Origin of the sequence: Stenotrophomonas sp. 57 (assembly GCF_030291075.1) — a bacterium.
Classification (GTDB): domain Bacteria; phylum Pseudomonadota; class Gammaproteobacteria; order Xanthomonadales; family Xanthomonadaceae; genus Stenotrophomonas.
Genome location: NZ_CP127407.1, coordinates 1207236 through 1231259, shown reverse-complemented (window position 1 = coordinate 1231259; position 24024 = coordinate 1207236). Strand labels below are relative to the sequence as shown.

Genomic DNA, 24024 nt, shown 5'->3' with positions numbered 1-24024 from the left:
GCATGCAGGGCTTGCCGTCGAGATCCGCTGCATCGGCTGAGATACTGATCATGCCTCCTGACTGCATCTCAACCTTCAAACAAACTCCGCCATCCATTGACGAATCGTCCCAGGAGGCCTCATTGATTGAACTGCTTGGCCCCCAGTGCTCTCGCCTATCAGCTGAGAATTCGCGTAGACCTCTGAAAAATATCGACCGGCTCAAAGAGCGTTCGTCCAGCACAATGAGCACCGCCGAGCTTGCAGCCCAGTCGATTCGTATCCCCAGAAGCGTCCAATCGTGCATCAGGACCTCACTTTGCCTCGAGGGGAAGATGCGCTCCCGGTGATTCCGGAGCGACATGCTTCCCATTGATATCCAAACGTTGGCCACTAGCATCATTCACATGACAATGGGGCCACAGGCAGCGGCGTCCGTGTGGATGGATGACATCGGGCGAGTTGTCCATAAGTGGCGATAGAGCCAACTTGGGACAGGATGCGAGGGGATGTCTGGATGCCGATCGTCCTCATCTAGGCATCTGCAGGCATCAGAGAAGGCACGACACGCGAGAGAACTTCAACGCAGACATCGTCGGAGAAGACCGCATAATGCGCCATATTGTCCGAAGAATGAACACCACCGCTCGAATTATCCAACCACGTCAACAACGATGAGCTGGTTGCACGCATCAGGTTATGCCCGGCCACCACTACTCCTGACTCCCAGTATTCTTGGAGACTTCCCTCCTGAGTAATTCGAACGGTCAGCGGCGTTGCGAACATCAGAATCCACGCCTTCCTTCCGGTATTCTCGAACAAATCTACAGTCAGAGACCCGTCAATCGAATATCTGACTTCCCCCACATTCCACGAGTAATCCTTATCAATTCCGTCAGGTCGCCACTCTTCAAAATTTGCAGAATGCTGTCCCATCATGGCTTCTTCCCATATCTAAACTCATCAGTGGTTCGACCATCCTGGCGCTGAATCTCCAGCGTCGGCCGTCCATCCTTGGAGTAATTCCTGTCAATCACTCGACTTCCATCCTCCAATTGCCCCACGCGAGTTCCGTTGGCCTTTGTGTCGACATCCTTGGGACCCAGCGCGTCAAAATCCTTTGCTTTCTGATCTGATTCGGCTCCTCTATCCCATACCCGGGTGCCTCGGGCAGTGACATTTTCAATAGTCGATTTACCTCGTAGTCCGGCTACGCTATCGGGCGACTGCTTCCCCCTCCCCCCTCCGTGGAGTCGGCCGGATCAGTCCCTTCACTCCGCTGGGTGGAATCAATTGCATTTGAGACTAATCTTCCCCCGTACGCTATCGTCAGAATTGCAGGAAGCGCCAGAGCATCAGCGATGGTGTTCACCTCACCAGAACATCGATTCTCGTTACAAGTGACTGCACGTCCATCAGGATCAGTGAACTTGTACGGATTGCCGTTCGCATACCGATACCGATTGAACTGCCCAACCGGCTGCTCATACGCCGTCACCGGATCCACCGACAGGAACACACCCAACTGCGGATCCATGTACCGCTGCTGCATGTAGCTCAGTCCCGTGGCCGAGTCGCTCACATGCCCGGTATACCCCGGGCCATCCGTGACCTGACCACCGACCACAGCACCGTAAGGCTCGTAGTCATAGCGCTTGATCACGGCTCGGGAACCCCTGCGGCTCGCGTCCCTTACGTCGCAAGAAGCGATGGACGTAGTGTTTTCGATACGCTTCATAGAAGCTCTGCGTGCGCTCGTACGCACTCATGTATCGGTACGTCAGATGTGCAGATCGCGCAAAGTCCGGCTCTTCATTGAAGTCGCTCGGCGCGATCCACTCCCGTGCTTGGACCATCTGTTCTGTCGCCAGCGCTTCAGACCCAGCCCTCTTTGCCGCTGCCAATTTCTGGGCACGACGATATGCTGCCATTGTCATTGTTGGACCTCATTTCTGATAACCCGGCCAGGACCGACTAGATGGTTGGCGTGACGCGCGCTGCGTCACGTTCCGGTAAGCGCTGGGTGCGAAGGGCCCTTCCACACCTAGCGCGGGAACTACGTGCCTTATGGAGTGCGGGATTTCTTAACGGCTGACGAGATCGAGCTCCATGACGTGCAACTGCACATCAGCAGAAACAAGCATCGCAGGCGTGATGCGCTTCTTGCCGCAGTGGCGCAGGTAGGTCACGGCACGCTGAACGTAGTCGCGGTAATTGATACCGGTCATGTCAACCATCTGGCGAGCCTTCCAAATCGCACGGAACATCGAGGCATCGCATACGCGCAGGTCGAAGCGACGGTCAGTAGTCCCGATGTAGCGCTGCAGCATGTTCGCAAACTCAGTAGTGGCCTCGAATGCAGTCATCTCGCTGTAGGTGGAGGCGCGATGGATTTCGCACGCCTTGTCCGCGACCAGCTGCTCACCACCCATGATCGTTTCAGAAATTGAGCTCTGCGCGGCGTGCAGCGCGTCCCTGCCCTCGCGCTGCGCGGCGAAGAGGCGGGTGGAACGATCAATATTGTTGTGCTTGTGCATAGTAGCTCTCCTAGTTGATAGCGGCCGCGAAATTGCCGTCGCTGGAAACAAGGTTGCCAAGCACGTAAGTGGCGGACCCATTGAATTCAACTGGTCCACCATCTTAGGATGTGGCATGAGCCAACTGCCGCACGCCGAATTCAAGGCGCTAATGATCTTGATCAATGGGCTCTCAAGCGATCTCGAGGCCCGCTTGAAGACATACAAGTTGTCTACCTCAGCTTTCCTGGCACTAGATGCGATTGCCCGGACAGAAGCCCGAAGTGCGTATCCGATGACCCGTGCCAGTCTTGCTAGGATGATCAACACAACACCCGGATCAATGTCGGTGCTCGTCTGCCGCATGAAGCGCGACGGCCTTGTGACAGAAAAGTCGCTGAATGAACGCTCTAAAGCGCTTGCCACTACGAAGCTAGGTCGCTCGATGTTGGCCGGAGGATCGGTCGCTTGGGAGGACACCTTCGACGGCCTTAGCGAGGCGCTCTCGCCCACGGCGAAGAAGCAGCTCCTAGAGACCGTGGCTAAGCTGAACCTGATTCGTACGCATGAACAGGATGAGGGGCGCAGGGTTGCTTACATGCGCACACTGTCGAAGAAGGAAACGAAGATCGCAGTAGGGAAGCATCAGGAGGAATCGAGGGCTGCTGCTTCGCGAGCGCGCGCCCGGTTCGACTAAGCATGCCTGTATGGAGTTGTCCGTACCTCGCTTCCACTTCGTCGGGCAGGCACTGCGTTCTCCGCGTACCACCTAGGACTTCGCGACTTGGATGGGGATGATCCTGACCCTCTGCTCGATAGCAGCCTCAGCGATGCCAACCAATCGCGTCATAGCGCGCGTCGGACTGAGCAGCTACATCCCTGGATGCATAGTCGACGGAGCGCCCCGATCGCGCGGCAGGGCGTGCCAGTACGCTTCTGACTACGGATAACATCCTCAATAGAAGATGGCCCCAAATAGCAAACATTGGCACATACGAAAGGCCCGCTGACATCTCTGCCAACGGGCCCGATCAAGCTAGCGAGCAAGTTATCGAGGGCGAATGCCGAACCCAAGCAAGACAGCCCCAGCGACGGTCAGAGCTTGTCCCACAGCGAGCGCGTGCATGTTCGCTATGTTGCTGTAGCCGCTTGCTGATGGGTTGATCAGGAAGTAGAGCCCGATCCCAAGCCCAGCTAGGCCCAACACCACGCACAACGTCGCAGACCCAAGCTCCTGCCCTGCGCTCGCGGTAGCGCGATTCGATTCAACAATTGCCTTGGGCAGGTCCGCATAGCACTTAGGACACTTCGCGGATGATCTGCCCGAGGGGATCGCAGCATGACAAGCCGGGCATTGATAAAGATTAGTTGCTGAATCGCTGGTTTGCATGTTCTCTCCTCCATGATTGGACGTGCGAGGGTTTCCGACATCAGCCACCGGTTGAACTGCCTATCTGAGCGTCCTTGACCAGATCACGCAGCGCAGCGCGCTGCTCATCATCCAGGCTGTATTCGGTATCGCAGACCCGGACCTCGATCCTCTTGGCACCGGCGAAAGCCGCCACTTCTGCCAAGGTCATCTTCTTGCCGAACGAAAGGATGGCGTACTCGTATCGATTGAAAGCGGGCATGTCGCTGGGAAGCGAAACAGCCTTTCCATCCACAAGCATGTCAAAGCTCGTACCGGCACAGCGAACGTCATAGGACATGTTGAAGGTGACGATGGCCGAGACGGTGAAAGAGTCCAACTTCGTCACGGCGCGGTCTCCGTCTACCACGCTCTGCAGGCTCAGAGAAATGCCCCTGCTGGTCTTCGACAGCTCCGATAGCTCCACTTTGGCCTCGTAGGAGGTTCGATCCTTGAAACGGTCGTATGACCGCTGTTGTTGAGCCACTACCTCCCCGGGAACAACAGCCGTCAGCACCAATGACATGACGGCAACATGCGTAATCCGGTTCTTCATCCCAACGTCCCCGACTGAGCGCTGACGGGCCCGGCCACCCCTTGCGGCCAGTCACACCTCGCACAGCGTCATATACTTATATGGTAATGACTTCTACTGATCAGGTATATGGCCCATGCTGCTGCAGGTTCACAGACCGTTCCCTTCGCGTGCCCTCGCCCACTGTCATTACTGCAACGTTTTCCAAGCGGCTTTCCGAAGCTCGAGCACTGCGCGGGCTGTCCCAGCGCGCGCTGGGAGCGCTGGTGGATAAGGACCAGGACAAGAACCGGGGTGCCGTGCTGATCAACAGGTACGAGCGCGAACGAAACCAAGCCGACATGACCAAGGCTGCAGAGTTGGCCAAGGCATTGGATGTACCGGTCGCCTACCTGTTCGCCGAGGACGATGACCTAGCTGCGGCGATCTTGGCTTTCGCCAAGCTTCCCTCTGCGGAGCGTCAAAGGATGCGGGAAGAGCTCGAGCGTTTGGCTGGAACGCAGAGGGGCTAGCCCGCTCACGCCGCCAGCTTGGCGACAGCCGCCGCCAGTGTGTCCGGGGCCAAGTGGGCGTAACGAAGAGTCATGGTGATGTCAGCATGACCCAAGAGCTCTCGCACGGTGTTCACGTCCACGCCTGCCCGCACCAAGCGTGAAGCGAAATGATGGCGCAGATCATGGAAGCGGAACTCTTCAATGCGGGCATCGGCTATGAGTTTTCCCCACCCCTTCTTGATGTCGGTCACGTCGAAGACCTTGCCCGCACGGCGTTCGCCCGCTTGTCTAGCCCAACGCTGCAGGACTTCCATAGCTTCGACATTCAGCGGGATGTGACGTTGCCTACCGGACTTGGCGTTCTCGGCCTGAATGGTCAGCATCTTGGCTTCCCAGTTGATGTCCGCCCATGTCATCGACAACAGTTCACCCCGCCGCATGCCGGTATTGATGGCTGTAAGGACCACCGGTGTCAGGTGATCGACATAGCCGTCCATCGGCAGATCAGGCAGAACCACTTGCCGGTACTTACGCCGGGCCGCATTCGCGTTAGCCCTCCCCTCAACCCCCGCTAGATCGCGCGCTGCGAGCGCGGCCCGGAGCATCGCTTCTTCGTCCGGAGACAGGAACCGAACCACCTTGCGGCTAGCTGCTGATCGCTGACGCATGCCCATCAAAGGATTGGTTTCGATCAGCTTCCACTCAACAGCCCGGGACAAGGCAGACCGCAGGCAAGCAAAGTCGCGCGCTGCGGTAGCCTTGGTGACTGCATCGGGGCCAGTGACACGCCCGCGCCACCATCGCTCCATCGTGGGCACGTCGATTTCGATGATCTGACGGCGTAACAGCCACGGGAACACTGATCGAATGCGGTCTGGGTACTGACGACCGCCCTTGAGCTCAGCTATCGCCCAAGGTTCGAAGTGATCGTTGAGCAATGTTTCGAGCGTGCAGCTAGTGGGCTTGGACTTTGCGAGCGCCGGCAATCCGGACTGAACGTATTCAGCAACCGCTTGCCGAGCTTGGTCCCGGGCCTGATCAAGTGACAGATGTTCGACCGAACCTAAGGTACGACGTTTACCGTGCGCCCAGGTCACGATCCAAGCCTTATGCCCTGAAGGCTGCACACGCAGGATCAGGCCGCGAACCTGAGCGTCCCTGAGCTCATAGGGGCGATCCCGGGGTTCAGCCCTGAGAACGATGCGTTTGGTGAGGGCGGATGACATCGGGCGGGGTGTCCGTGAGTGGCGATAGAGCCAACTTAGGACAGGATGCGAGGTGTTGTTTGGATGAGGATCGTCCGCAGCTGAGAGTTAGACATTGAAAGCTCAGCAGTGACAGCCTGCAACCCTTAAGTTATGGGGCGCCGCGCCGATATGTTCCGAGGAGAATCGCCAAGGGGCGGCCTCCACCTCCCGCACTGATGACAGCGCATAATCCAACGACAACAGGCCCAACCCCTCCAGTAAGTGAGCGTACCCGAGCAGATGCAGCCAAGCGGAACATGCATGATATAGACAACAACACCAGCATCATCCAATGTTTTCACAAAAGAAAGGAATCAATCAACAATGAAAAGAAGTGAACTTGTCTACTCATACTTTGAACGCCTGCTATCAGCAGATAACCAAAGAGATGAGCTAGAAATAATTCGAGCCGAATTGGATGGCCTTGTTTTCACTGAAAGCAATAAGCCGATCGACAAAGCAACGAAGGTCAAAATACTTGAGGAACTGGAAGACCTCCTAAAGTCAACGCCCAGTCTCGAAGACCTAAGCGAGTCGGCCTCCTATCCAAAGTCGGAATCGACCGCATCTGACAACAGCGACGTACTCGCAGTGATAAAGGCCATGAAGGCGAAGGCGAAGCAATGAATATAGACTTGAGCGACGGGATCTCAGCAGCAAGCCTAGCAACCTCCATTGCAGCGATCATCATAGCAAAACGTTCAAGCAGCAGAACATTCAAACTTCAGAGCGCCACTACGGAAACAGAAATTTCAAATTCAATAGAAAATGCCAAGGCTCGCCTTAATGACATAGCACTTTCCTTGACGGCACTAATAGCTAAAGAGGAAAGCGGGGCCTTGGATGCAGTGGAAAAATCAACACTAGATAAACAGCGGATCATCCTTGGATCGGCCGAACAATCACTTATTAATGCGTATGATCATGCGTGCTCGAAATACATCGATGGAAAGGTAGACAAAGGCAGATTCAAAAAAAACTACCAAATTGAGATTCGTCGACTTGTGCAGAACGAAGAGTTGAAACATCGTTTCGATCCCATTACCAGCCCCCACAGGCCGATACTCAACGTGTATGAAGAGTGGGAAAATCCGGAGCGCGGGAGCTAGCGCCGTCTAACCTGCATCCATTCACTGACAGAGAACGCGCCAGTGCTCTGCGCTGGCGCTTCACCGCTCACAATTTAGCGCACTAGTAAGATAGCGCCCAACGCAATCGGCACTAGTGCAGCGACCACATCAGGATGTGTGCCTAAGTGGCAAGGAAGCCGAGTGATCAGCACCAATCTGTGGCTTCACCATGGACGCGATGCATCCACATCTAGTAGTTGTGGCAGCCAACCAGCAATGTGTTGCGAGCATCTCCTCACCAATCAATGGGTTCCGTCCCGCCACCAACAAAAAACCCCGACCTGGGTCGGGGCTTTTCATGCAACTGGTGCCGGAAACAGGAGTTGAATCTGCGACCTACGCATTGTCGGGCGGCAGACATGACTGAGACGATTGGGCACACCCAGTGAAAGAATCAGCCCACCTCTTCAATCGATACGTAGACGTAGTCATTTGCCGGAAATTGCCACGAACGGGGGGCTACATCTCCCGGCAAAGTCAAGAGCAGTGCACCCGGCACGTCCACCGCAACGACTGAGAGGATACGGTCATCAGAGAAGCGCAGGCGAATACCAGAGTCAACGATCAATCCAGCACCTTGCCAGCGAACGACTTCAACACACGTAACGTCAAGTGCTTCCGAAAGCTCTAGATTGACCCACTCACATTCCGATTCAGTCAGAGCACTCGACAAAATCTCAACATTAATGGTTCCAAATTCGTCCCATCCTTGAACAACGGTACTGGACGATGTAACTTCAAGAGACACATTGGAATCAAAGCTGAAGACTACCTGCCAAGCTAGGTTCGCCGTCTGCGTAGAGGGAAACCTGCAAGCCAGAAGCCGACGCCCCTGGAGCAGCTGAGCCACTTCACTCGGCTTCGCACCATTCCACTGCATCGGCAAATAACGCGTGTCGTCCGGAAGTACTTCAATCGTAGTGTAGGGTTTCATGTGGCTTGTCACCATTTGCCGGGATGTCGATACTCTTGCCGCCCGAGCTGTTCGTCTGGCGACCAAAGACGCCATTCTCTCCGATCTGTGCTCCAGGAGGAGCGCTGTCCCCGCGAACCGCGGGCCTTGTTTCTCCGGCGAGAGTCTTGAGGTCTTCGTCGTAGTTCCCGGTGCCACCGAACTCCGGCTTCAGATTGCCACTTGTATGCCGCGTGCCGTTCTTATTCGACCCTGCCAAGGGGCTGCTCTGATCACCTACCAGATCCACTGGCAATGCCGGTGGCTTCGTGCCTGTGGGGGCTGCTGTGGAGCCGGACGGATCAGCCGACTCATTTCGTTGAACCGTATCGATCAGGTTTGAAAGCAACCGACCGCCGTAGGCCACCGTTAGAATGACAGGAAGAGCTAGAGCATCGGCTATGGTATTGACCTCACCAGCACACCGCTTTTCATCACACGTGACGGCCCGTCCATCAGGATCGGTGAATTTGTAAGGATTCCCGTTGGCATATCGGTACCGATTGAACTGCTCAACCGGTTTCTGATACGCCGTCACCGGATCAACAGACAGGAACACACCCAACTGCGGATCCATGTAGCGCTGCTGCATGTAACTCAGTCCGGTCGCCGAGTCACTTACGTGCCCGGTATACCCCGGTCCATCCGTAACCGGACCACCGATCACGGCACCGTAGGGCTCGTAGTCGTAGCGCTTGATCACATTGCCGTTGGCATCGCTCTCAGCCACAACAGAGCCCAGCGCGTCCGTGTGGATGTAGGTGACCGTCGTCTGTGCGACTACCGCTGGCGACAGGCCAAGGCCAATGAGCAGCACGCAGCACAGCCAGGCGCCCAATGCCCCCAGCTTCCGAATTCGATCTTCAAATCCTCTGAAGCGGGTCGACACACCGCCTGCAGTTCCCCCGAACCTGCGCATCCTTCCAATCCCTGAAAGTGCCTTGAAGCAAGGCCGTGTATTCATAGCACAGGAATGGCCGGGTGCGGTTTCCAGATCGGGAACAGGGCGCGGCGCTAAGCGCCTGGGAAGCCGGGCTGGCCGCGAGATTCGGAAATTAGGGGCTGCCAGCCATGGACTGGCACTACTGGGGAACTCGCATTCCGCCGGGCATGGCCCGGCGCTACCAGACACAAAAAAGCCCCGACCAGGGCCGGGGCTTTTCATCAAACATGGTGCCGGAAACAGGAGTCGAACCTGCGACCTACGCATTACGAATGCGCCGCTCTACCAACTGAGCTATTCCGGCTTAGCAGGTAATTATAGAGGGTGCCGGTCAGCAGGTCAATTGAAGCCTCCCCCAGGGTCTATCGCTGCCCCGCCCGGCCGCGGCGGATCGACTGAACGGCCAGGAAGACAAAGAACAGGCAGAAGAACACCAAGCCAGTCAGGGCAATATCGTGCATACCGCCCAGCTGCCCGCTCGTGGTCCGGCTCCACAGGTAGCGGACCGCCAGGATGATGATCAGCAGCACTACCATGAGGTTGACCCACTTCAGGGCACCTCGGAACGTCGTCTTATTCATAGGTACAGGCATCGTCGGCGGCCCCTTCGCCGCCTTGATGGTACGCATCACATTTCGAGCCGTCGCGCCGCGCCACAGCACGGGCGCTCGACGCCATCGCATGCGATCCGGACGCCATTGAAGCCGCCATCGAAGCTGGCATCGCCGTCCGCCACCAGCCCCCTTCGACTACGCCTCGCGTTCGTGTGGATCCGGGGATATGGCGCGCGACGAAGCAGGCGTCGCAGTCACGATGTGCCGGATCAGCCAGCCCCCACTGCATTGGCGCACACCCGTCCGGCCGCAAAATCCTTCAGGTTCCCCAGCGTGATGGCCGAGATCTCCTGCAGCGCCTCCACGGTGAAGAAGCCTTGGTGGCCGGTCACCAGCACGTTGGGGAAGTTCATCAGGCGCTGGAAGGCCTCGTCGTCGATGATCTCGCCGGACAGGTCCTGGAAGAACAGCGCGCTTTCCTGTTCGTACACGTCGATGGCCAGGTGGCCGAGCCGGCGCGACTTCAGCGCGCGGATCACCGCATGGGTGTCCACCAGTGCCCCGCGCGAGGTATTGACCAGCATCGCACCCGGCTTCATCCGCGCCAGCGAGGCGTCGTTGATCAGGTGCTGGGTTTCGGGTGTCAGCGGGCAGTGCAGCGAGACGATGTCGGCGCGCGCCAGCAGTTCGTCCAACCCCACCATGTCGCCCACGCCGACGAAGGTTGGCGACGCATACGGGTCATGCCCCAGTACCGTGCAACCCATGCCCTTGAAGATGCGCGCAGTGGCCAGGCCGATCTTGCCGGTACCCACAATGCCGACGGTGCGCCCATGCAGGGTACGCCCCAGCAGGCCATCGAGCATGAAGTTGCCTTCGCGCACGCGGTTGTAGGCGCGGTGTGTCTGCCGGTTGAGGGTCATCACCAGCGCCAGCGCATGCTCGGCCACGGCTTCGGGCGAGTACGCAGGCACCCGCGCAACGAACAGGTCCAGCGCTTTCGCGGCGGCCAGGTCCGCATTGTTGAAGCCCGCACAGCGCAGCAGCACCGCGCGCACACCCAACGCATGCAGCGCATGCAGCACCGGTGCATCCAGCCGGTCGTTGACGAACACGCAGACCGCTGCGCAGTCCTGTGCCAGCGCCGCCGTATGCACGTCCAGCGCCACATCGAAGTACACGAAGGCAAAGCCGTCCCCACACGCATCGCGCTGGTTGGCCTCATCAAGGAAACGACGGTCGTAGGGACGGGCACTGAAGACGGCGATCTGCATGGTCGGGCCTGGGTGGAATGCCCTGCCGACCATACCGCAGCTGCGCCCGCGTTGGGATGGCACCGGCGATGCGGACATCGCCGGTGCCACGTGCCACTCAGAACCGGTAGCCCAGGCCCAGCATCACGCCGTTCTGGATCTGCCCGTCCCGGCGCTCGCCCACATAGTCGGCCATGATCGACAACCGTTCGCTGGCGCGGCTGGTCACGCCCAGGTTCCAGGCCAGCACCTGCTCGCCCACCGCCTGGCTGCTGGCGCCGAACACCAGGTCCGGTGCTGCAGCAAAACCGGTGCTGTAACGGGCCTGCGAATCGCCCAGCTCCTTCTGCCAGACCACCCGGGCGCGCGGGGTGATGCGCTCGCCGTTGTTGCCTTCGAACGTCTTGAACAGCTGCAGGCCCGCACCCACGCGGATGCTTTCCAGGCTCCCGCTGCGACCGATCAGTGCTCCGGCGCCCTGCCCTTCATTGAAGCGCGTGGCCGAAGTGCGCGCGTAATCCACCACCGGCAGCAGCGGCTGGATCACCAGGCCCTTGCCGGTGGTGAAGGAGAACGCGTGCTCAACCCGCGCGGAAACTGCATCGTTGTTGTACTTGGCACGCAGCGGCTGCTGCAGGCCGTCGATACCACTCACGCTGCGTCGGGTGTCGTGACGCAGATCGGTATAGCGCACCGCTGCCGACAGATAGCCGCGCGAATAGGTCGCATCCAGATACCCGCCGATATCCAGCGCGCGCACGTCACCGCTGAAGTCGGAACCGTCGCTGCCCTTGGTCGACATGTCGGCCGCCGCCACGCTGACACCCAGGGTGACGCGGTCATCGGCCACGCGGGTGTCAGCACCGACCACGATGCCGCCGACGGTGTGGCTCAGGCCAGCCACGCCGCCATCGGCATCGATGCGGCCATGGCTGGCGAACCCGCGCGCCCACAGGCCATGGCTGGCATCAGCGCTGCCACCGCTACCACCCGCCGCCGGCTCGACCAGATGCATGGCCAGCTGGTTGAACAGGCTGCCGTGGCGCATGCCCGGCTGCGCCGACACCGACTGCGCGGCCTGCGAAGCCAACCCGTCTGCATCGCCGCCACTGCGCATCGCCGCCTGGTGCTGTTGCACGACGTTGCCGATGCTGCCGACCAGTGCATTGTCTGCCAGTCGAAGGCTGGCGTGCGCGTCACCGCGCAGAACACCGGCCTGCTGGGCAATCACGTCACGGTCGGCGAACTGCAGTGCGCCCAGCAACAACTTCAGACCATCGTCCTGGCGATTGCTGGCCGTCGCCAGCGCGCGTCCCAGACCGTCGCCCGATGTGCCGTTGGCAAACAGTCCCAACTGGTCGAATCCGGGATTGGCCGTCAGCCACAGGCCTTCTGCCGTCTGCTTCACATTGAAGCTCAGCAGCGAGTTGTGGCGTGGGCGGAACACCTCACCGCCTTTGATGCTGGCGCTGTAGCCGGTATCGCCCAAGCGCACGGCCTCTTCGAACCCGCCCTGGTAGATCGGGCCCTGCACGAGATCGCGACGGAAATCCTGGCCGTAGTAGCCCTGCGCCACGTTCAGTTCGAGGAAGGCGCCCTTGGAGATCACCAGTGCGCCGTCGGTCTGCTGGCTGTCGAAGAAGCTGCCCACGCGGATGCGGCCACTACCGGCGCCGCCGTTCTCGGTGACGTCGAACAAGACCTTGCCGCCCGGCATGATGTTGACGTAGCCGTGGGTGACCAGATCGCCACCGCGCGGCATCAGCGTGCCGTAGACACGCAGGCGGTTGAAGCCATCCTCGCGCCAGGACGGTCGCGTCCCGCTGGCCAGTGCACTGAGATCCATCGCGGTACCTGCCACGTCACCGTGGCCAACCAGCATGCCGGCGCTCATCACGCGCACCTCCGAAGCACGCAGCGCGCCCCCCTCCAGGGCGATGGTGCCGTTGTCGACCAGCATGAAGTCGGCACCGGTGGTCGCGGAGGTCCGCCATGTGGCGCCATTGGTCACGCGGATCACGCCCATGGAGTCGTCCAGCGTGGACACATCCAGGTCGCCCAGGCGCAGCTTGGACAGCAGCAGGGCCTTGTAGGTGGGATCGTTCTGGTAGTCCTGTACCGAATTCGCGCCGATGCCCTGCGGACCGTTGCTGGAAGCGTTGTAGATGCTCTGCGCCAGGTTGATGTAGGTGGACTGCCAGTTGGTGTTCCAGCGCGCGAAATCGTCATCGACGAAGGTCTGCAGCTGGCGACCGGTGCGCAGGTAGCCGGGATTGATGTCGCCGCTCACGTTCGCACTCACGTTCAACGTATCGCCTGGATCGCGATAGCCGTTCGCAGTGATGATCCTGTTGCTGTAGATGTCCTGCCCGGGGAACGACTCCAGCCTGCTGCCGCTGCCGTCGGGGTCGAAGGTGACCGAGGGACCGGTACCGCGTGCCGGATCGCGGAACACCAGCAACCCGTTCGGCTGCACCACCTCGTACATGGCCTTGTGCAGCAGACCGGCATCCATGCCTCCACCGTAGTTGCCGGTATAGATCTGGGTCATGCGCGGCGACGGCGTGTAGATCACCTTGCCGCCGCTGCTGGCCGCGTGGATCTGCACCGAGTCGATGATCGGCAGGTCGCCGGCCAGATACCGTTCGACGCCACCGGACTGCATGATCGAGCAGGACGAGATGCAGTGGCCGGAGACGATGGTGTTCAGTCCGGAAGTGCGGATGATGCCCTGCAGCCACTCGCCGGCGATCAACGCGCCACCATTGGACGTGCGCAGCACTACCTCACGGATCGGGCGGCCCTCGGCCTGCGCCTTGGCCAGCAATGCGGGCAGCGACACCACGTCGGCATAGGTCACCCCGCCACTCAGGAAGATGCGATCGCCCTGCACGTGATAACTCATTGCCATGACGTCATCAGTCGCCGCGAGGGTGCCAACGCCCATCAGCCCGGCCAGGGCCAGGCTCAACTTCGAATACTTCATGTGTTCTCTCTCCACCCGCAACACGCGGGTCCAGAGCCAAACGGCCGAGCGGCGGGATCTCCCCCAGCGCATCTGGCGTAGAAAAATGAATGCATTCACAATGTGACAGCGCGTGCTGCACACTCTTCCCCATCCGGTCATCGTCGCGTAAAACTCGATGACGCATCCGCCAATGTCCGCCGAGGCCTGTCCTGTCCGCCCCGTCCCCCCTTCTCCACCGCGCGCCGGAGCCGCCTGTGCCAACGGACGCCTTCATCGCGTTCGTACGCGAGGAACGCACGCCGCTGTGCGCGTTCCTGCGCACGCGCGGCGTCGGCCCGGAGGATGCGGAGGACATCGCGCAGGACTGCATGGAACGGCTGATCCGTTATCGCGCACACGGGACCGACGAACTGCGCCTGCTGCTGTATCGTATCGCCCGCAACCGCCTGGCGGATCGCGGCCGTTCGCCACAGACGCGACCGCATCTGTCACTGGCCGAGCATGATGGCCACGATGAGCCCACCAGCCCATCGCCGGACCCATTGCGCCAGGCAGAGTCCGGGCAGATGCTGACCCTGCTGCGGCAGGCCCTTTTCAAACTGCCCGAGCGCGCGCGCGAGGTGTACCTGCTCAACAGGATCACCGGCATGAGCTATACACAGATCGCGCGACACTGCGGAATTACAGCCAAGACCGTGGAAAAACATATCGCCCGCGCCCTGCAGGGCCTGCGCCAGGAGTTGGGACCGGATCCGCTGCACAACGACAGGGATATCGAATGAGCAGCCACCGGCACACGGAAGACGCCTCGCTGTTCGAACGCGCCAGCACCTGGGTGGCGCGGCTGGAAGCCCCGGACTGCACCCCTGCCGAACGCGAGTCATTCGAAGACTGGCTGGCGGAGGATCCTGCCCACGTCAAAGCCTGGGTGCAGGCCGAAGACCTTTTCCAGCAGGGCCAGGGCTTGGCCGCGGATCCGTGGCTGCGTACTGCTGCGGCACGCGCGGCGCGGCCACCGCGTCGCCGCTGGCTGCCTGCGTTGGCTGCGGCCGCCGGTATCTGCCTGGCCATCGGCGTGGGCTGGATGGTGGCGGTGGATGGCAACCCTGCCGCGCAGCGCTACGCCAATGACACCCATCAGACGCAGCAGCTGACCCTGCCCGATGGCAGCGTGGCCACGCTCGATGCCGGCACGACGCTGCACGCCCGCTTCGGCTGGCGCCATCGCGAGCTGGACCTCGAACGGGGCCGCCTGCAGCTGCAGGTCGCGCCCTCGAGCAAGGCGTTGCAGCTGCGCGCCGGCAACAGCACGATCCGCGATATCGGCACGACCTTCCAGGTCGAGCGCCTGCACGATGGCCTGGTGGAAGTTGCGCTGCTGGAAGGCGCGGTGGAAGTCAGCAACGGCGCGGCCCAGCACACGCTGTCGCCCGGCCAGCAGTTGCAGGTGCTGCCGTCCGGGCGCATCCAGCCCGGTCCGGCGCTGTCTTCCACGGCGGCAGCCGAGGGGTGGCTGCACGGAAAGCTGGTGTTCGATGCCACACCGCTGTCGATCGTGGTCGAGCGCATGAACCGCTATGGCCGTACACCACTGGTGATCGCTGATCCGGAGATCACCGATCTGGCGGTGAGTGGCACGTTCCGCGCAGGCGACGCACAGGAGTTGCTGTCGGCGCTGGAACTGGGCTGGTCCGTTGCTGGCCAGACGCGCCCGGATGGCGCGCTGGAACTGCGCCGCACGTACTGAGGAGGCGCGCAGTGATGGCAGGACCGGGCACGCTGCAGTGGGGGCTGCTCCGCTCCCTGCTGTGCCTGGCGTTGCTGGTGCAGGTGCTGCCTGCGGCCACCGCCGGTGAATCCACGGCCGTCCGTGACTACCGGATCAGCGCGGGCCCGTTGCCATCGGCATTGCAGCAATGGGCACGGCAAAGTGGCATCGCCCTGGTGTTCGATGCCCGTGAGCTTGCCGAGCTCCACGCCAACGGCACCCACGGCATGGCCGATCCCGCATCGGCCCTGAAGCAGCTGGTTGCCGGCATGCCCGTGACCATCCTGCGTACGCCCTCCGGTGGCTTCGTGGTCCGCCGCATCCGCACCGCCCCCGCCGCCGTGCCGCCGGTTCCCGCTGTCGTGGTGCGCCGCCCGCGCACGCCCCCGCAATCGCCACCCGAGATAGACCTGGCGCCGATCCATGTCACCGGCAGCAGGCTGCCACGCACCTCGGTGCAGACCACCCTGCCGGTAACCACGATCGATCGCGCCGACATCCTGCGCAGTGGCTACGGCAGCCTGTTCGATCTGCTGCGGCACCTGCCGGGCATGAACGGACTGCCCGCGATGAGCAGCGCCCGCAGCGGTGATTCGCAGTACCTGCCGGTCGGGGCTGCCGCCACCACCAGCCTCGATGGCATGGGACCGCGCGCCACCCTGTTCCTGGTCAATGGCCGGCGCCTGCCCCGCTACCCGATGGTGTCCCTGGAACAGGGCGGACTTACCGACCTGGGCGGCATTCCACTCAGCTTTGTCGAACGCATCGAACTGGTGCGCGGCGGTGCCTCGGCCATCTATGGCGCCGATGCGATGTCCGGCGTGGTCAACATCATCCTGCGCGACCAGGCCGACGGCCCCGAAGCCACCTTGCAGACCGGCCTGAGCAGCCGTGGTGACGCCGGCCAGTACCGCGTGCAGGCCGCCACCGGTGGCCTGCGCGGGAACGGTGACCGCTGGTTCGCAGGCATCGACCTGCATCGCATCGAGCATCTGGCGGGAGACCAGCGTGACTGGCACGCGGAGACGTCGCAGTATCTGATCGGCGCCTTCCGCGATGGCTATTACTGGCCGGCGAAGCGTTGCGATGGCCCCCTGCAGCGACGCGATGGCGCGTGCTGGTTCGACAGCGCGCGCCCGCGCTCGCTGCAGCCTGCCTCGGATACCGCAGCGGGCTACCTGCGCTACCGGCACGAGCGCGGCGAAGGGCGCTATGCCTATGCCGAGGCCCGCGCCAGCCATAACCGGCAACGCTTTGACCTGGGCCCCACCGCGGTTGCACTCGGCCTGTATGGCTTCACCTTCAACAGTGTCCTGCGCGAGGCCGGCAACGTGCGCCCGCGCGTGCGTGCCACCGACGCCGACCTCACCTTCGGCATCGGCCACGACCAGGGCCGTCGCAGCTGGGATGCCGGCCTCAGTGCACAGCGCAGCGACGTCACCCTGACCACGTCGGGCACCGTGCGCGCCGTCCCCCTGATCGAGGCCGCGCAGTCGCTCCGGTTCCTGCCCGGATTCGACGTGCTGCCCGCGGATGAAGCGGCGACGTTGTTTCCATCGATCCGCAACCGGGGCCTGACCGAACAACTGCAGGGATGGTGGGGCATGCAGCGCCAGCTGGTGGCCCTACCGGGCGGAAACGCACAGCTGGCGACCGGTATCGACCTGCGCCATGAGCGCTGGACCTCGCACCCGGACACGTTGCTGAGCCAGGGCGACCTGGCGCTGGGATTGCCGCAGCAACAGCGCCGCCTGTCGCGGCAGAGCGGCGGCGCCTACGCCGAGCTGGGCCTGCCGCTTGCACCACAACTGCGCATGGACCTGGCCGCACGCTGGGACCGCGACGGCGACTACACGGCGTTCTCGCCCCGCGCCGGCCTGCGCTGGACGCCCTCGCCGCAGTGGTCGTTCCTGCTGGCCAGTGGGCGTGGTTACCGCGCCCCCAGCCTGTTCGAGCAGCGCCGCCCGCCGGGACAGTTCGGCACCCTCACCCTGCCCGCGTCCCCGGCGCTGCCACCGTGCGCGCAACGCACACCCGACGGCCGCTGCGTGGTGACCGCGGACGTGGAAGAAAACACCACGCTGAAAGCGGAAAGCTCGCGCAGCCATTCGCTCGCAGCGAGCTGGTCGCCCAATGATGCGTTCTCATTGTCGCTGACCCACAACATCGTCGATCTGCGCAACGAAATCCTCGCGCTGCAGCCTTCCGATGCGGTCTGGAACCGCAATACGTGGCAACTGGATGACGAAGGCAACCTGAGCAGCCTTCGCCTGTCGTTCGACAACATCGGCCGCACCACGTCCCGCAACTGGGTGCTGCGCGGGGAGTACCGCATCGATGCCGGCAGCGATGGTCAATGGCTGTTCTCGCTGGATGCACTGAATCAGCAGGAACTGCGCCGCCGGCGCGACCACGAGCCGGCGATCAACCTGCGCGGCCACGTCACGCCCGGCATGGCCGCTGTGTTGAACGTGCAGTGGCAGAACAGCAACTGGGACATTGCCCTGCGCGGCAACCAGGTGGGCCGCACGCGCGCATGGCTGCCCGGCGCCGAGTGCCCGCAGGATCAGATCGAACAGAACCACTGCATGAATCCCCGCCAGCTGCGCTGGAACCTGCACCTGGCACGACGGCTCGGTCCGCGCGTCGTTGCAGCGCTGGACGTGCACAACGTACTCGACACGCAGCCGGTGAACTATCTGGTCGGCAATGGCGGGCAGATGCCGGGCCTGGATGATCCACTGGGCCGCTACTACCTGCTCACCCTGCAGTTCCGCTGAGCGTAGTACGCTAAGCGGCCTGCTCCACCAGCCTGCCACCTCCCCCCATGAAAGCCTATCTCTGGTTCTGGGGCGCGTTCCTGCTGTTCTTCGCGTTGCCCTTCCCCTGCATCCTTTATTTCGGCACCTCCTGGCCGGTGGCGCTGGCTGATCGCAGCATGCCATGGCTGTCCCTGCTGCTGCTTGTGCTGTCGCTGGCTGCATGGCTGTCTCTGCTGTTCGCCTTCCTGCATTTCCTGCTGCTCGGCCCGCCGCGCGCCCTCCATCGCGTGCGGTCGATCCTTGCCGATGGCGAACCACGCGATGCGCTGATCGAACACGCCGAGCAGACCGGTGTGCACGTGCGCGGATTCGCACAATGGAAGCTGCAGCTGTCCTTCCGGAACCTGTCGGGCACGCCGATCAGCGAACAGCTGCTGGTGGTCGACAGCAAGCCGCAGCTGCAGCGCTACGGCGTCGGAAGGCACGTCGATGCACGCCTGAGCCGGATGCCGGGCGCGTTCCCGAACGTGGTGCTGGAGGGTGCCCAGCCCGAACTGGATATCGCCAGCCTGTGGCGGCGGAGCATCGGCGCTGCGATCGGCATCGTCCTGGTAGCTGCGGCCTATGTGGCGGCCTACCGGCTGCAGAGCGAGGGCCTTGGCTGGACCTTCCTGTCCTTCGGCCACCCGCTGCTCGTGTGCCCACTGGTGCTGTGTGGCTACATGCTGGGGCTGCGCCTGCTTGGCCGCATGCTGCACGCCGATGCCCGCGGTGATGCGCTGAAGTATCGCGGCATCGGTGTGGAGGCCCGGGTACTGAAGGTGCGCCAGACCGGCACCTACCTCAACGAGCAGCCGCAGGTGGAGTTCCAGCTGGAATACATCGACCGCGAAGGCAACCTGCAGCAGGCCCGCGTGCGCCGCTTCATCCCGCTGATTGAACTGGCCAACATTCCGCGCGAACACGTGCGGCTGCTGTACGACCCGGATGACCGCAGCAACGTGCGCCTGGAGGGGGTATGAAGCAGCCCCCTTCCACCCGGCGGGTGTTTTCGCTGGTGCTGCTGGTGCTGGCCGGGGCTGCCGTGGCCGGCGGCGCCCTCGGCACGATCGGCGAGACACTGAGGCCGTCGGTACCGCCACCGCGCGCGGCCGATCCACGTGCCTCGCAGCCGCCGCGCGAGCGGGCCACATCACTGGCACCCGCACCCGGGCCGCAGCCCACCCTGGTGTCAGACCGCAGCAACCGGCTGTTCGATGCCCAATACCTGCAGGGTGCGCGCCAGGCGCTGGAGCAGCTGCCTGCCTTGTCCGGGCATCGGCTGACGGTGTTCCACAGCATCCACTTCCATGACGATGGCCGCATCAACCTGGACCTGGTCGATCCGCAGCAGCCGGACCACGTCGACAGCTACCACTTCGAACGCGGGCAGTGGCGCAAGGGCAACCCGGTGAACCCGCAGCAGTTCGCGCCCACCATCAGCCTGCAGCGCAGCAGCACGCCGCTGGCCAACATCGATTTCGATGCCGTACCACGTGTGGCGCGGGCACTGCAGGAACAGCGCAACGCACTGCAGCATCCTGCTTCAGAGGTCGGCCACGTCTACGTGATCGTGCGCAAGGCCGGCAAGCTGGTATGGCTGCCGGACGAGGTTGCAGGCGACCGCGAATCGGCACGCCTGCAGTTCGATGCACAGGGCATCGCGCGCAGCGTCAAGAGAGTGGACGGAAGGAATTAAGTCGCCATGGGCTTCAAGGCAATCACGGCTTGATCCCCTGCGTCCCCATTTTCTGCTCTACGGAGCGGGCGATGGCGTACTGCGCAGCGTAGTAAGTGGACAGCACCAGCAGGCTGGCCAGCGGCAGACCGCCGGCGAAGCGGTCCCAGGCCAGCAGTGAATCGCTGGCGACGAACAGCAATGCACCTGCCGCGGCCCAGCGGGCGCTTCGAGCTTCCACGGCATCGGGCTGCGGGCTGCGCCACTGCCGTGCCAGGGCCAGCACCGCCATCGAGGCCAGCACCACCACATACGCCAGCACCGGAATGCGCATCGGTGCGGGCAGGTGCGGCCACAGGCCAAGTACGTTGAGCACGGCAAACGTCGCCAGCAGGACGCTGGCCGCCAACAGCCCACGCCCCGCACGCAGGCCATCGCGGAAGGCCACGATGTAGCAGAGGTGGGCCAGCAGGAACGCGACCAGCCCCGGCACGAACGCATCCATCGGCAGCATCAAAGCGATGTCACCCACGCACGACAGCAGCATGCCGGCCAGCACCGCGCGTCGATAGAACGGCTGCGTGGGATCATGCACGCGCCAGACGATGGCAGCGATCAGCAGCGTGGTGGTCGGCTTGGCCAGCCAGTGCAGCCAGCGCCCGTCACCGTGCAGGAACGCACCGACGATGGCCAGGATCGCCATCAGCAGGATCACGCCATCGCGGGCGCGCGGCTTCATCGCGCCTTCCACAATTCTGCGAGGCGGTCAGGCTTGCCGGCGATACGCTCCAGCACCGGGTACTGCAGGCCACCGTGGTAGACGATGCTCATCGTTTCGATGCGGTCGAACTGCTTCACCAGCAGCACGATCGGCGCCTTGTCCTTCGCTGCCGCAGCCACCGCGTCCTTCAAGCGCTGGCTGCTGTACTCACGGCCGCCAACCGCGATCACCTTCATGCCCGGTGCAAGACCGGCGTTGAACGCCGGGCTGTCCCAGATCACATCGCCGACCGTACCGCTGTCGAGTACGGTCGCGCCCAGCGAATAGGCGAGCAGTGCCGCCTTGGCGCGTTTTTCCTGTGCCTTGTAGGCATCGTTCGGGGTGTCGCGGTAGACCAGCCTCCAGCCGGCCGCCTCCAGGCCACCGGTCAACGGACCATGGCCGTCCAGGCGGCCACGGAGGAAGCTTGCCCAGTCGTACGGTGCGATGCCGTTCAAGGTCGCGACCACGTCATCGAAGGTGTATGTGTTGACGTCCCAGTCGCCATTGCCGACGCCGAAGAATGCACGCGCGAAGTCATCCAGGCTGCGACGGTTGCCGCTCAACTCACGCAACTTGCCTTCCACTTCAAGCCACAGCATCTGGCCGCCGGAGTAATAGTCCTCGCTCATCTGGTAGTTGCGGTACGGCAACGTGCGGCGCTGGGCGATGGTCGGGTCGTTGGTGGTGTCCTGCAGTGGGCGCCAGGCCAGCCCCGGGCGGCCACGGTCATAGGTCGCGGCCACATTGGCCAGCATGTCGCGCGCCTGCGCGCTCGACCACAGCCCCGAACGCGCCGCCAGCACCTGGCCCCAGAACTGGGTCTGCCCCTCGTACACCCACAGCAGGCTGTCGCCCATCGGCACGTTGAAGTTGGCGGTGGCCAGGTCGGCGCCACGGCGGTACTTGCCGTTCCAGGAATGGGTGTATTCGTGCGGCAACAGGTCACGCATCCAGGCGTTGCTGTCCCATTCGGTGAAATAGCCCGGATCGGCACTGTTCTCGCTGGAGCGGTGATGCTCCAGGCCGATGCCGCCGAGGCGGTCGGTCAACGCCAGCAGGAATTCATAATGGTTGTAGTGACGCGCGCCATAGAGCTTGTCGGCCTGCTGCACCAGCGCGCGGTGCAGGCTGATCTGCGCATCGGTCGGCTTCAGCGACTTGGCCTCGTCGGCGAACACATTGAGGTGCACCGGCACCTTCGCGCCGGGATCAAGATCGATGCGCTGGTAATGCTCGCCAGCGAACAGCGGCGAGTCGACCAGATGGTCGTAGGAAATCGGCTTGAACACCACCGTGTCGCCGTCGCGATGCGCGGTTTCCAGTGCGGTGGCGAACGACCAGCCCTTGGGCAGGATCACGCTGGCCTGCGTCTGCAGCTGGCGCGCATCGACACCGGCCGGGTACAGCGAGTTGGCGTTCCACTGCAGGTTGAGCATTTCCGGCGTCATCACCACCCGCCCCTGGCTGCCGCCCTGCGAGGACAGGAAGTCGAAGTGCGCGACGATCTCGCTGACGCCCTCGGGCACGTCCACCTTGAACGCATAGACGTTGAACTGGTCACGCTGCCAGGCCAGCGGCTTGCCGTTGGCGGTGACGCGCAGGCCCGCCAGTTTGTCGATCGGGCCGGTGGGCGAATGGTTGCCGGGAATCCACTGCGGGTACAGCAGGGTCATCGGACCCGGCTTGGCCGGCACGGTGGCGGTGACCTTGAAGATGCGGCGCGCGAGGTCGCGTGCATCCACGTCGATGCGCAGCAGGCCGGGCGCCGCCGCGTTGGCCGGTGGCGAGGTCTGCGCCAGTGCAGGCGTGGCCGCCAGCGCGAACAGCAGGGACATCACCAGGGCACGGGTCTTCATCGGGCAGCATCCAACAACGGAGAATCCTCCGATGCTAGGCCTGTAGAGTGCCCTGCCCCATGGCCAAAGGTCATGGGGCGCCCAAACCCCACCAGAAGCGGCAAACCCGGCAACAAGGCCGTGAGCGGCAGATCCACGCCATGCGTGGATGGGCTGCATCCAGAAGCAGTGCGAACCCAGGTTCGCACCCACCTCGCGCAGGTTCGCAGCCGCCCGAGTCAGGTCCGGTCAGTCGACCAGGCGCAGGCGCAGTTCCTTCGGCAGCGCGAACACCATCGATTCCGGTTCGCCATCCAGCTCGCCGACGCCGGTCGCGCCCAGTTCGGTCAGGCGTGCCAGCACGCCATCGACCAGTACCTGCGGCGCCGAGGCACCGGCAGTGACGCCGATGTGCTGCTTGCCTTCCACCCAGCGCGGGTCGATCTCGTGCGCACCGTCGATCAGGTACGACTCCACACCTTCGCGGCGGGCCAGTTCGCTCAGACGGTTGGAATTGGAGCTGTTCGGCGAGCCCACCACCAGCACCAGGTCGCAGCGCTTGGCCAGGTCGCGCACGGCGTCCTGGCGGTTCTGCGTGGCGTAGCAGATGTCGTCGTTCTTCGGGCCCTGCATCGCCGGGAAGCGCTCGCGCAGCGCATCGATGATGCCGCGCGTGTCGTCCACCGACAGCGTGGTCTGGGTGGTGTAAGCGAAGTTTTCCGGCTGGTTGATGTGCAGCGTCGCAACCTGCTCCACATCCTCGACCAGGTAGATCTGGCCGGTACCGGCTTCGCGGTTCCACTGGCCCATGGTGCCTTCCACTTCCGGGTGACCGGCGTGGCCGATCAGCACCACGTCACGGCCGGCACGGCAGTGGCGGGCCACTTCGAAGTGGACCTTGGTCACCAGTGGGCAGGTGGCGTCGAACACCTTCAGGCCACGGCGCTCGGCTTCCTGGCGCACCGCCTGGGACACGCCATGTGCGCTGAAGATCACCGTGTTGTTGTCCGGCACTTCGTCCAGTTCCTCGACGAAGATTGCGCCGCGCTGCTTCAGGTCGTCGACCACGAAGCGGTTGTGCACCACTTCATGGCGGACGTAGATGGGCGCGCCCAGCGTTTCGATCGCGCGCTTGACGATCTCGATCGCACGATCGACACCGGCACAGAAACCACGCGGGTTGGCGAGCAGCACATCCAT

The 24024-nt window shown here is 62.6% G+C and carries 22 protein-coding genes and 1 tRNA gene; 9 read left to right on the top strand and 14 right to left on the bottom strand.

The annotated features are described in order from the left end of the window. Nucleotides 1-513 precede the first annotated feature (513 nt). The 3 genes from QP512_RS05675 to QP512_RS05665 all read right to left on the bottom strand — a co-directional run bounded on the left by QP512_RS05675 (nucleotide 514) and on the right by QP512_RS05665 (nucleotide 2516). Nucleotides 514-918, bottom strand: coding sequence for a hypothetical protein (locus QP512_RS05675; protein WP_286071278.1), 405 nt, complete (start codon nucleotides 916-918; stop codon nucleotides 514-516). A gap of 271 nt (nucleotides 919-1189) precedes the next feature. After that, complete coding sequence (locus QP512_RS05670; protein WP_286071277.1) at nucleotides 1190-1717, bottom strand: RHS repeat-associated core domain-containing protein; 528 nt, start codon at nucleotides 1715-1717, stop codon at nucleotides 1190-1192. 346 nt (nucleotides 1718-2063) lie between these two features. Then, a complete protein-coding gene (locus QP512_RS05665) occupies nucleotides 2064-2516 on the bottom strand; it encodes a hypothetical protein (RefSeq protein ID WP_227199533.1) in 453 nt (150 codons plus the stop codon). Between the two features lie 115 nt (nucleotides 2517-2631). On the opposite strand from QP512_RS05665, the gene QP512_RS05660 reads away from it, so the two are divergent. Then, a complete protein-coding gene (locus QP512_RS05660) occupies nucleotides 2632-3192 on the top strand; it encodes a hypothetical protein (protein ID WP_286071276.1) in 561 nt (186 codons plus the stop codon). A gap of 733 nt (nucleotides 3193-3925) precedes the next feature. Here the strand turns inward: QP512_RS05660 and QP512_RS05655 are convergent. Then, nucleotides 3926-4459, bottom strand: coding sequence for a hypothetical protein (locus tag QP512_RS05655; RefSeq protein ID WP_286071275.1), 534 nt, complete (start codon nucleotides 4457-4459; stop codon nucleotides 3926-3928). Nucleotides 4460-4608: 149 nt separating this feature from the next. Here QP512_RS05655 and QP512_RS05650 point away from each other — a divergent pair, with 149 nt between their 5' ends. Beyond that, nucleotides 4609-4950, top strand: a complete 342-nt coding sequence (locus QP512_RS05650; protein ID WP_126927925.1) for a helix-turn-helix transcriptional regulator — start codon at nucleotides 4609-4611, stop codon at nucleotides 4948-4950. A gap of 5 nt (nucleotides 4951-4955) precedes the next feature. Here QP512_RS05650 and QP512_RS05645 read toward each other — a convergent pair whose 3' ends face one another. Further along, nucleotides 4956-6158, bottom strand: coding sequence for a site-specific integrase (locus tag QP512_RS05645; protein ID WP_286071274.1), 1203 nt, complete (start codon nucleotides 6156-6158; stop codon nucleotides 4956-4958). Between the two features lie 345 nt (nucleotides 6159-6503). Here QP512_RS05645 and QP512_RS05640 point away from each other — a divergent pair, with 345 nt between their 5' ends. After that, a complete protein-coding gene (locus QP512_RS05640; RefSeq protein ID WP_286071273.1) occupies nucleotides 6504-6806 on the top strand; it encodes a hypothetical protein in 303 nt (100 codons plus the stop codon). A gap of 8 nt (nucleotides 6807-6814) precedes the next feature. Then, entirely contained in the window at nucleotides 6815-7288 is a 474-nt protein-coding gene (locus tag QP512_RS05635; RefSeq protein WP_286071272.1) for a hypothetical protein, read from the top strand. 415 nt (nucleotides 7289-7703) lie between these two features. Here the strand turns inward: QP512_RS05635 and QP512_RS05630 are convergent, their stop codons facing one another. From QP512_RS05630 to QP512_RS05605, 6 genes are all read right to left on the bottom strand, one after another. Further along, nucleotides 7704-8243: a hypothetical protein gene (locus tag QP512_RS05630; RefSeq protein ID WP_286071271.1), complete on the bottom strand. Its 540-nt coding sequence runs from the start codon at nucleotides 8241-8243 to the stop codon at nucleotides 7704-7706. Then, nucleotides 8221-9180, bottom strand: a complete 960-nt coding sequence (locus tag QP512_RS05625) for an RHS repeat-associated core domain-containing protein (RefSeq protein WP_286071270.1) — start codon at nucleotides 9178-9180, stop codon at nucleotides 8221-8223. The genes QP512_RS05630 and QP512_RS05625 overlap by 23 nt, the downstream gene beginning before the upstream one ends. Before the next feature lie 252 nt (nucleotides 9181-9432). After that, nucleotides 9433-9508, bottom strand: a tRNA-Thr gene (locus QP512_RS05620). Between the two features lie 58 nt (nucleotides 9509-9566). Beyond that, nucleotides 9567-9833, bottom strand: coding sequence for a hypothetical protein (locus QP512_RS05615; protein ID WP_286071269.1), 267 nt, complete (start codon nucleotides 9831-9833; stop codon nucleotides 9567-9569). A 194-nt stretch (nucleotides 9834-10027) separates the two neighbouring features. Continuing rightward, the gene (locus QP512_RS05610) at nucleotides 10028-11032 is read right to left on the bottom strand and encodes a 2-hydroxyacid dehydrogenase (RefSeq protein WP_286071268.1); all 1005 of its coding nucleotides are present in this window, start codon (nucleotides 11030-11032) and stop codon (nucleotides 10028-10030) included. A gap of 97 nt (nucleotides 11033-11129) precedes the next feature. After that, nucleotides 11130-13997 (bottom strand): autotransporter outer membrane beta-barrel domain-containing protein, encoded by a 2868-nt coding sequence (locus QP512_RS05605; protein WP_286071267.1) that lies wholly within the window; start codon nucleotides 13995-13997, stop codon nucleotides 11130-11132. Between the two features lie 236 nt (nucleotides 13998-14233). On the opposite strand from QP512_RS05605, the gene QP512_RS05600 reads away from it, so the two are divergent. The 5 genes from QP512_RS05600 to QP512_RS05580 are packed head-to-tail and all read left to right on the top strand — an operon-like array spanning nucleotide 14234 to nucleotide 20247. After that, nucleotides 14234-14761 (top strand): RNA polymerase sigma factor, encoded by a 528-nt coding sequence (locus QP512_RS05600; protein ID WP_286071266.1) that lies wholly within the window; start codon nucleotides 14234-14236, stop codon nucleotides 14759-14761. Next, complete coding sequence (locus QP512_RS05595) at nucleotides 14758-15726, top strand: FecR domain-containing protein (RefSeq protein WP_286071265.1); 969 nt, start codon at nucleotides 14758-14760, stop codon at nucleotides 15724-15726. Before QP512_RS05600 ends, QP512_RS05595 begins: the two co-directional genes overlap by 4 nt. A gap of 14 nt (nucleotides 15727-15740) precedes the next feature. After that, a complete protein-coding gene (locus tag QP512_RS05590) occupies nucleotides 15741-18527 on the top strand; it encodes a TonB-dependent receptor (RefSeq protein WP_286071994.1) in 2787 nt (928 codons plus the stop codon). Between the two features lie 47 nt (nucleotides 18528-18574). Then, a complete protein-coding gene (locus QP512_RS05585; protein WP_286071264.1) occupies nucleotides 18575-19531 on the top strand; it encodes a hypothetical protein in 957 nt (318 codons plus the stop codon). Then, nucleotides 19528-20247, top strand: coding sequence for a hypothetical protein (locus QP512_RS05580; RefSeq protein ID WP_286071263.1), 720 nt, complete (start codon nucleotides 19528-19530; stop codon nucleotides 20245-20247). Before QP512_RS05585 ends, QP512_RS05580 begins: the two co-directional genes overlap by 4 nt. Nucleotides 20248-20269: 22 nt before the next feature. On the opposite strand, the gene QP512_RS05575 is transcribed toward QP512_RS05580, so the two are convergent. The 3 genes from QP512_RS05575 to ispH form a co-directional block, all read right to left on the bottom strand. After that, nucleotides 20270-20965, bottom strand: coding sequence for a lysoplasmalogenase (locus tag QP512_RS05575; protein WP_286071262.1), 696 nt, complete (start codon nucleotides 20963-20965; stop codon nucleotides 20270-20272). Further along, nucleotides 20962-22845, bottom strand: a complete 1884-nt coding sequence (locus QP512_RS05570; protein ID WP_286071261.1) for a peptidase M61 — start codon at nucleotides 22843-22845, stop codon at nucleotides 20962-20964. Before QP512_RS05570 ends, QP512_RS05575 begins: the two co-directional genes overlap by 4 nt. Nucleotides 22846-23073: 228 nt before the next feature. Beyond that, nucleotides 23074-24024, bottom strand: coding sequence for a 4-hydroxy-3-methylbut-2-enyl diphosphate reductase (ispH, locus tag QP512_RS05565; protein WP_286071260.1), 951 nt, complete (start codon nucleotides 24022-24024; stop codon nucleotides 23074-23076).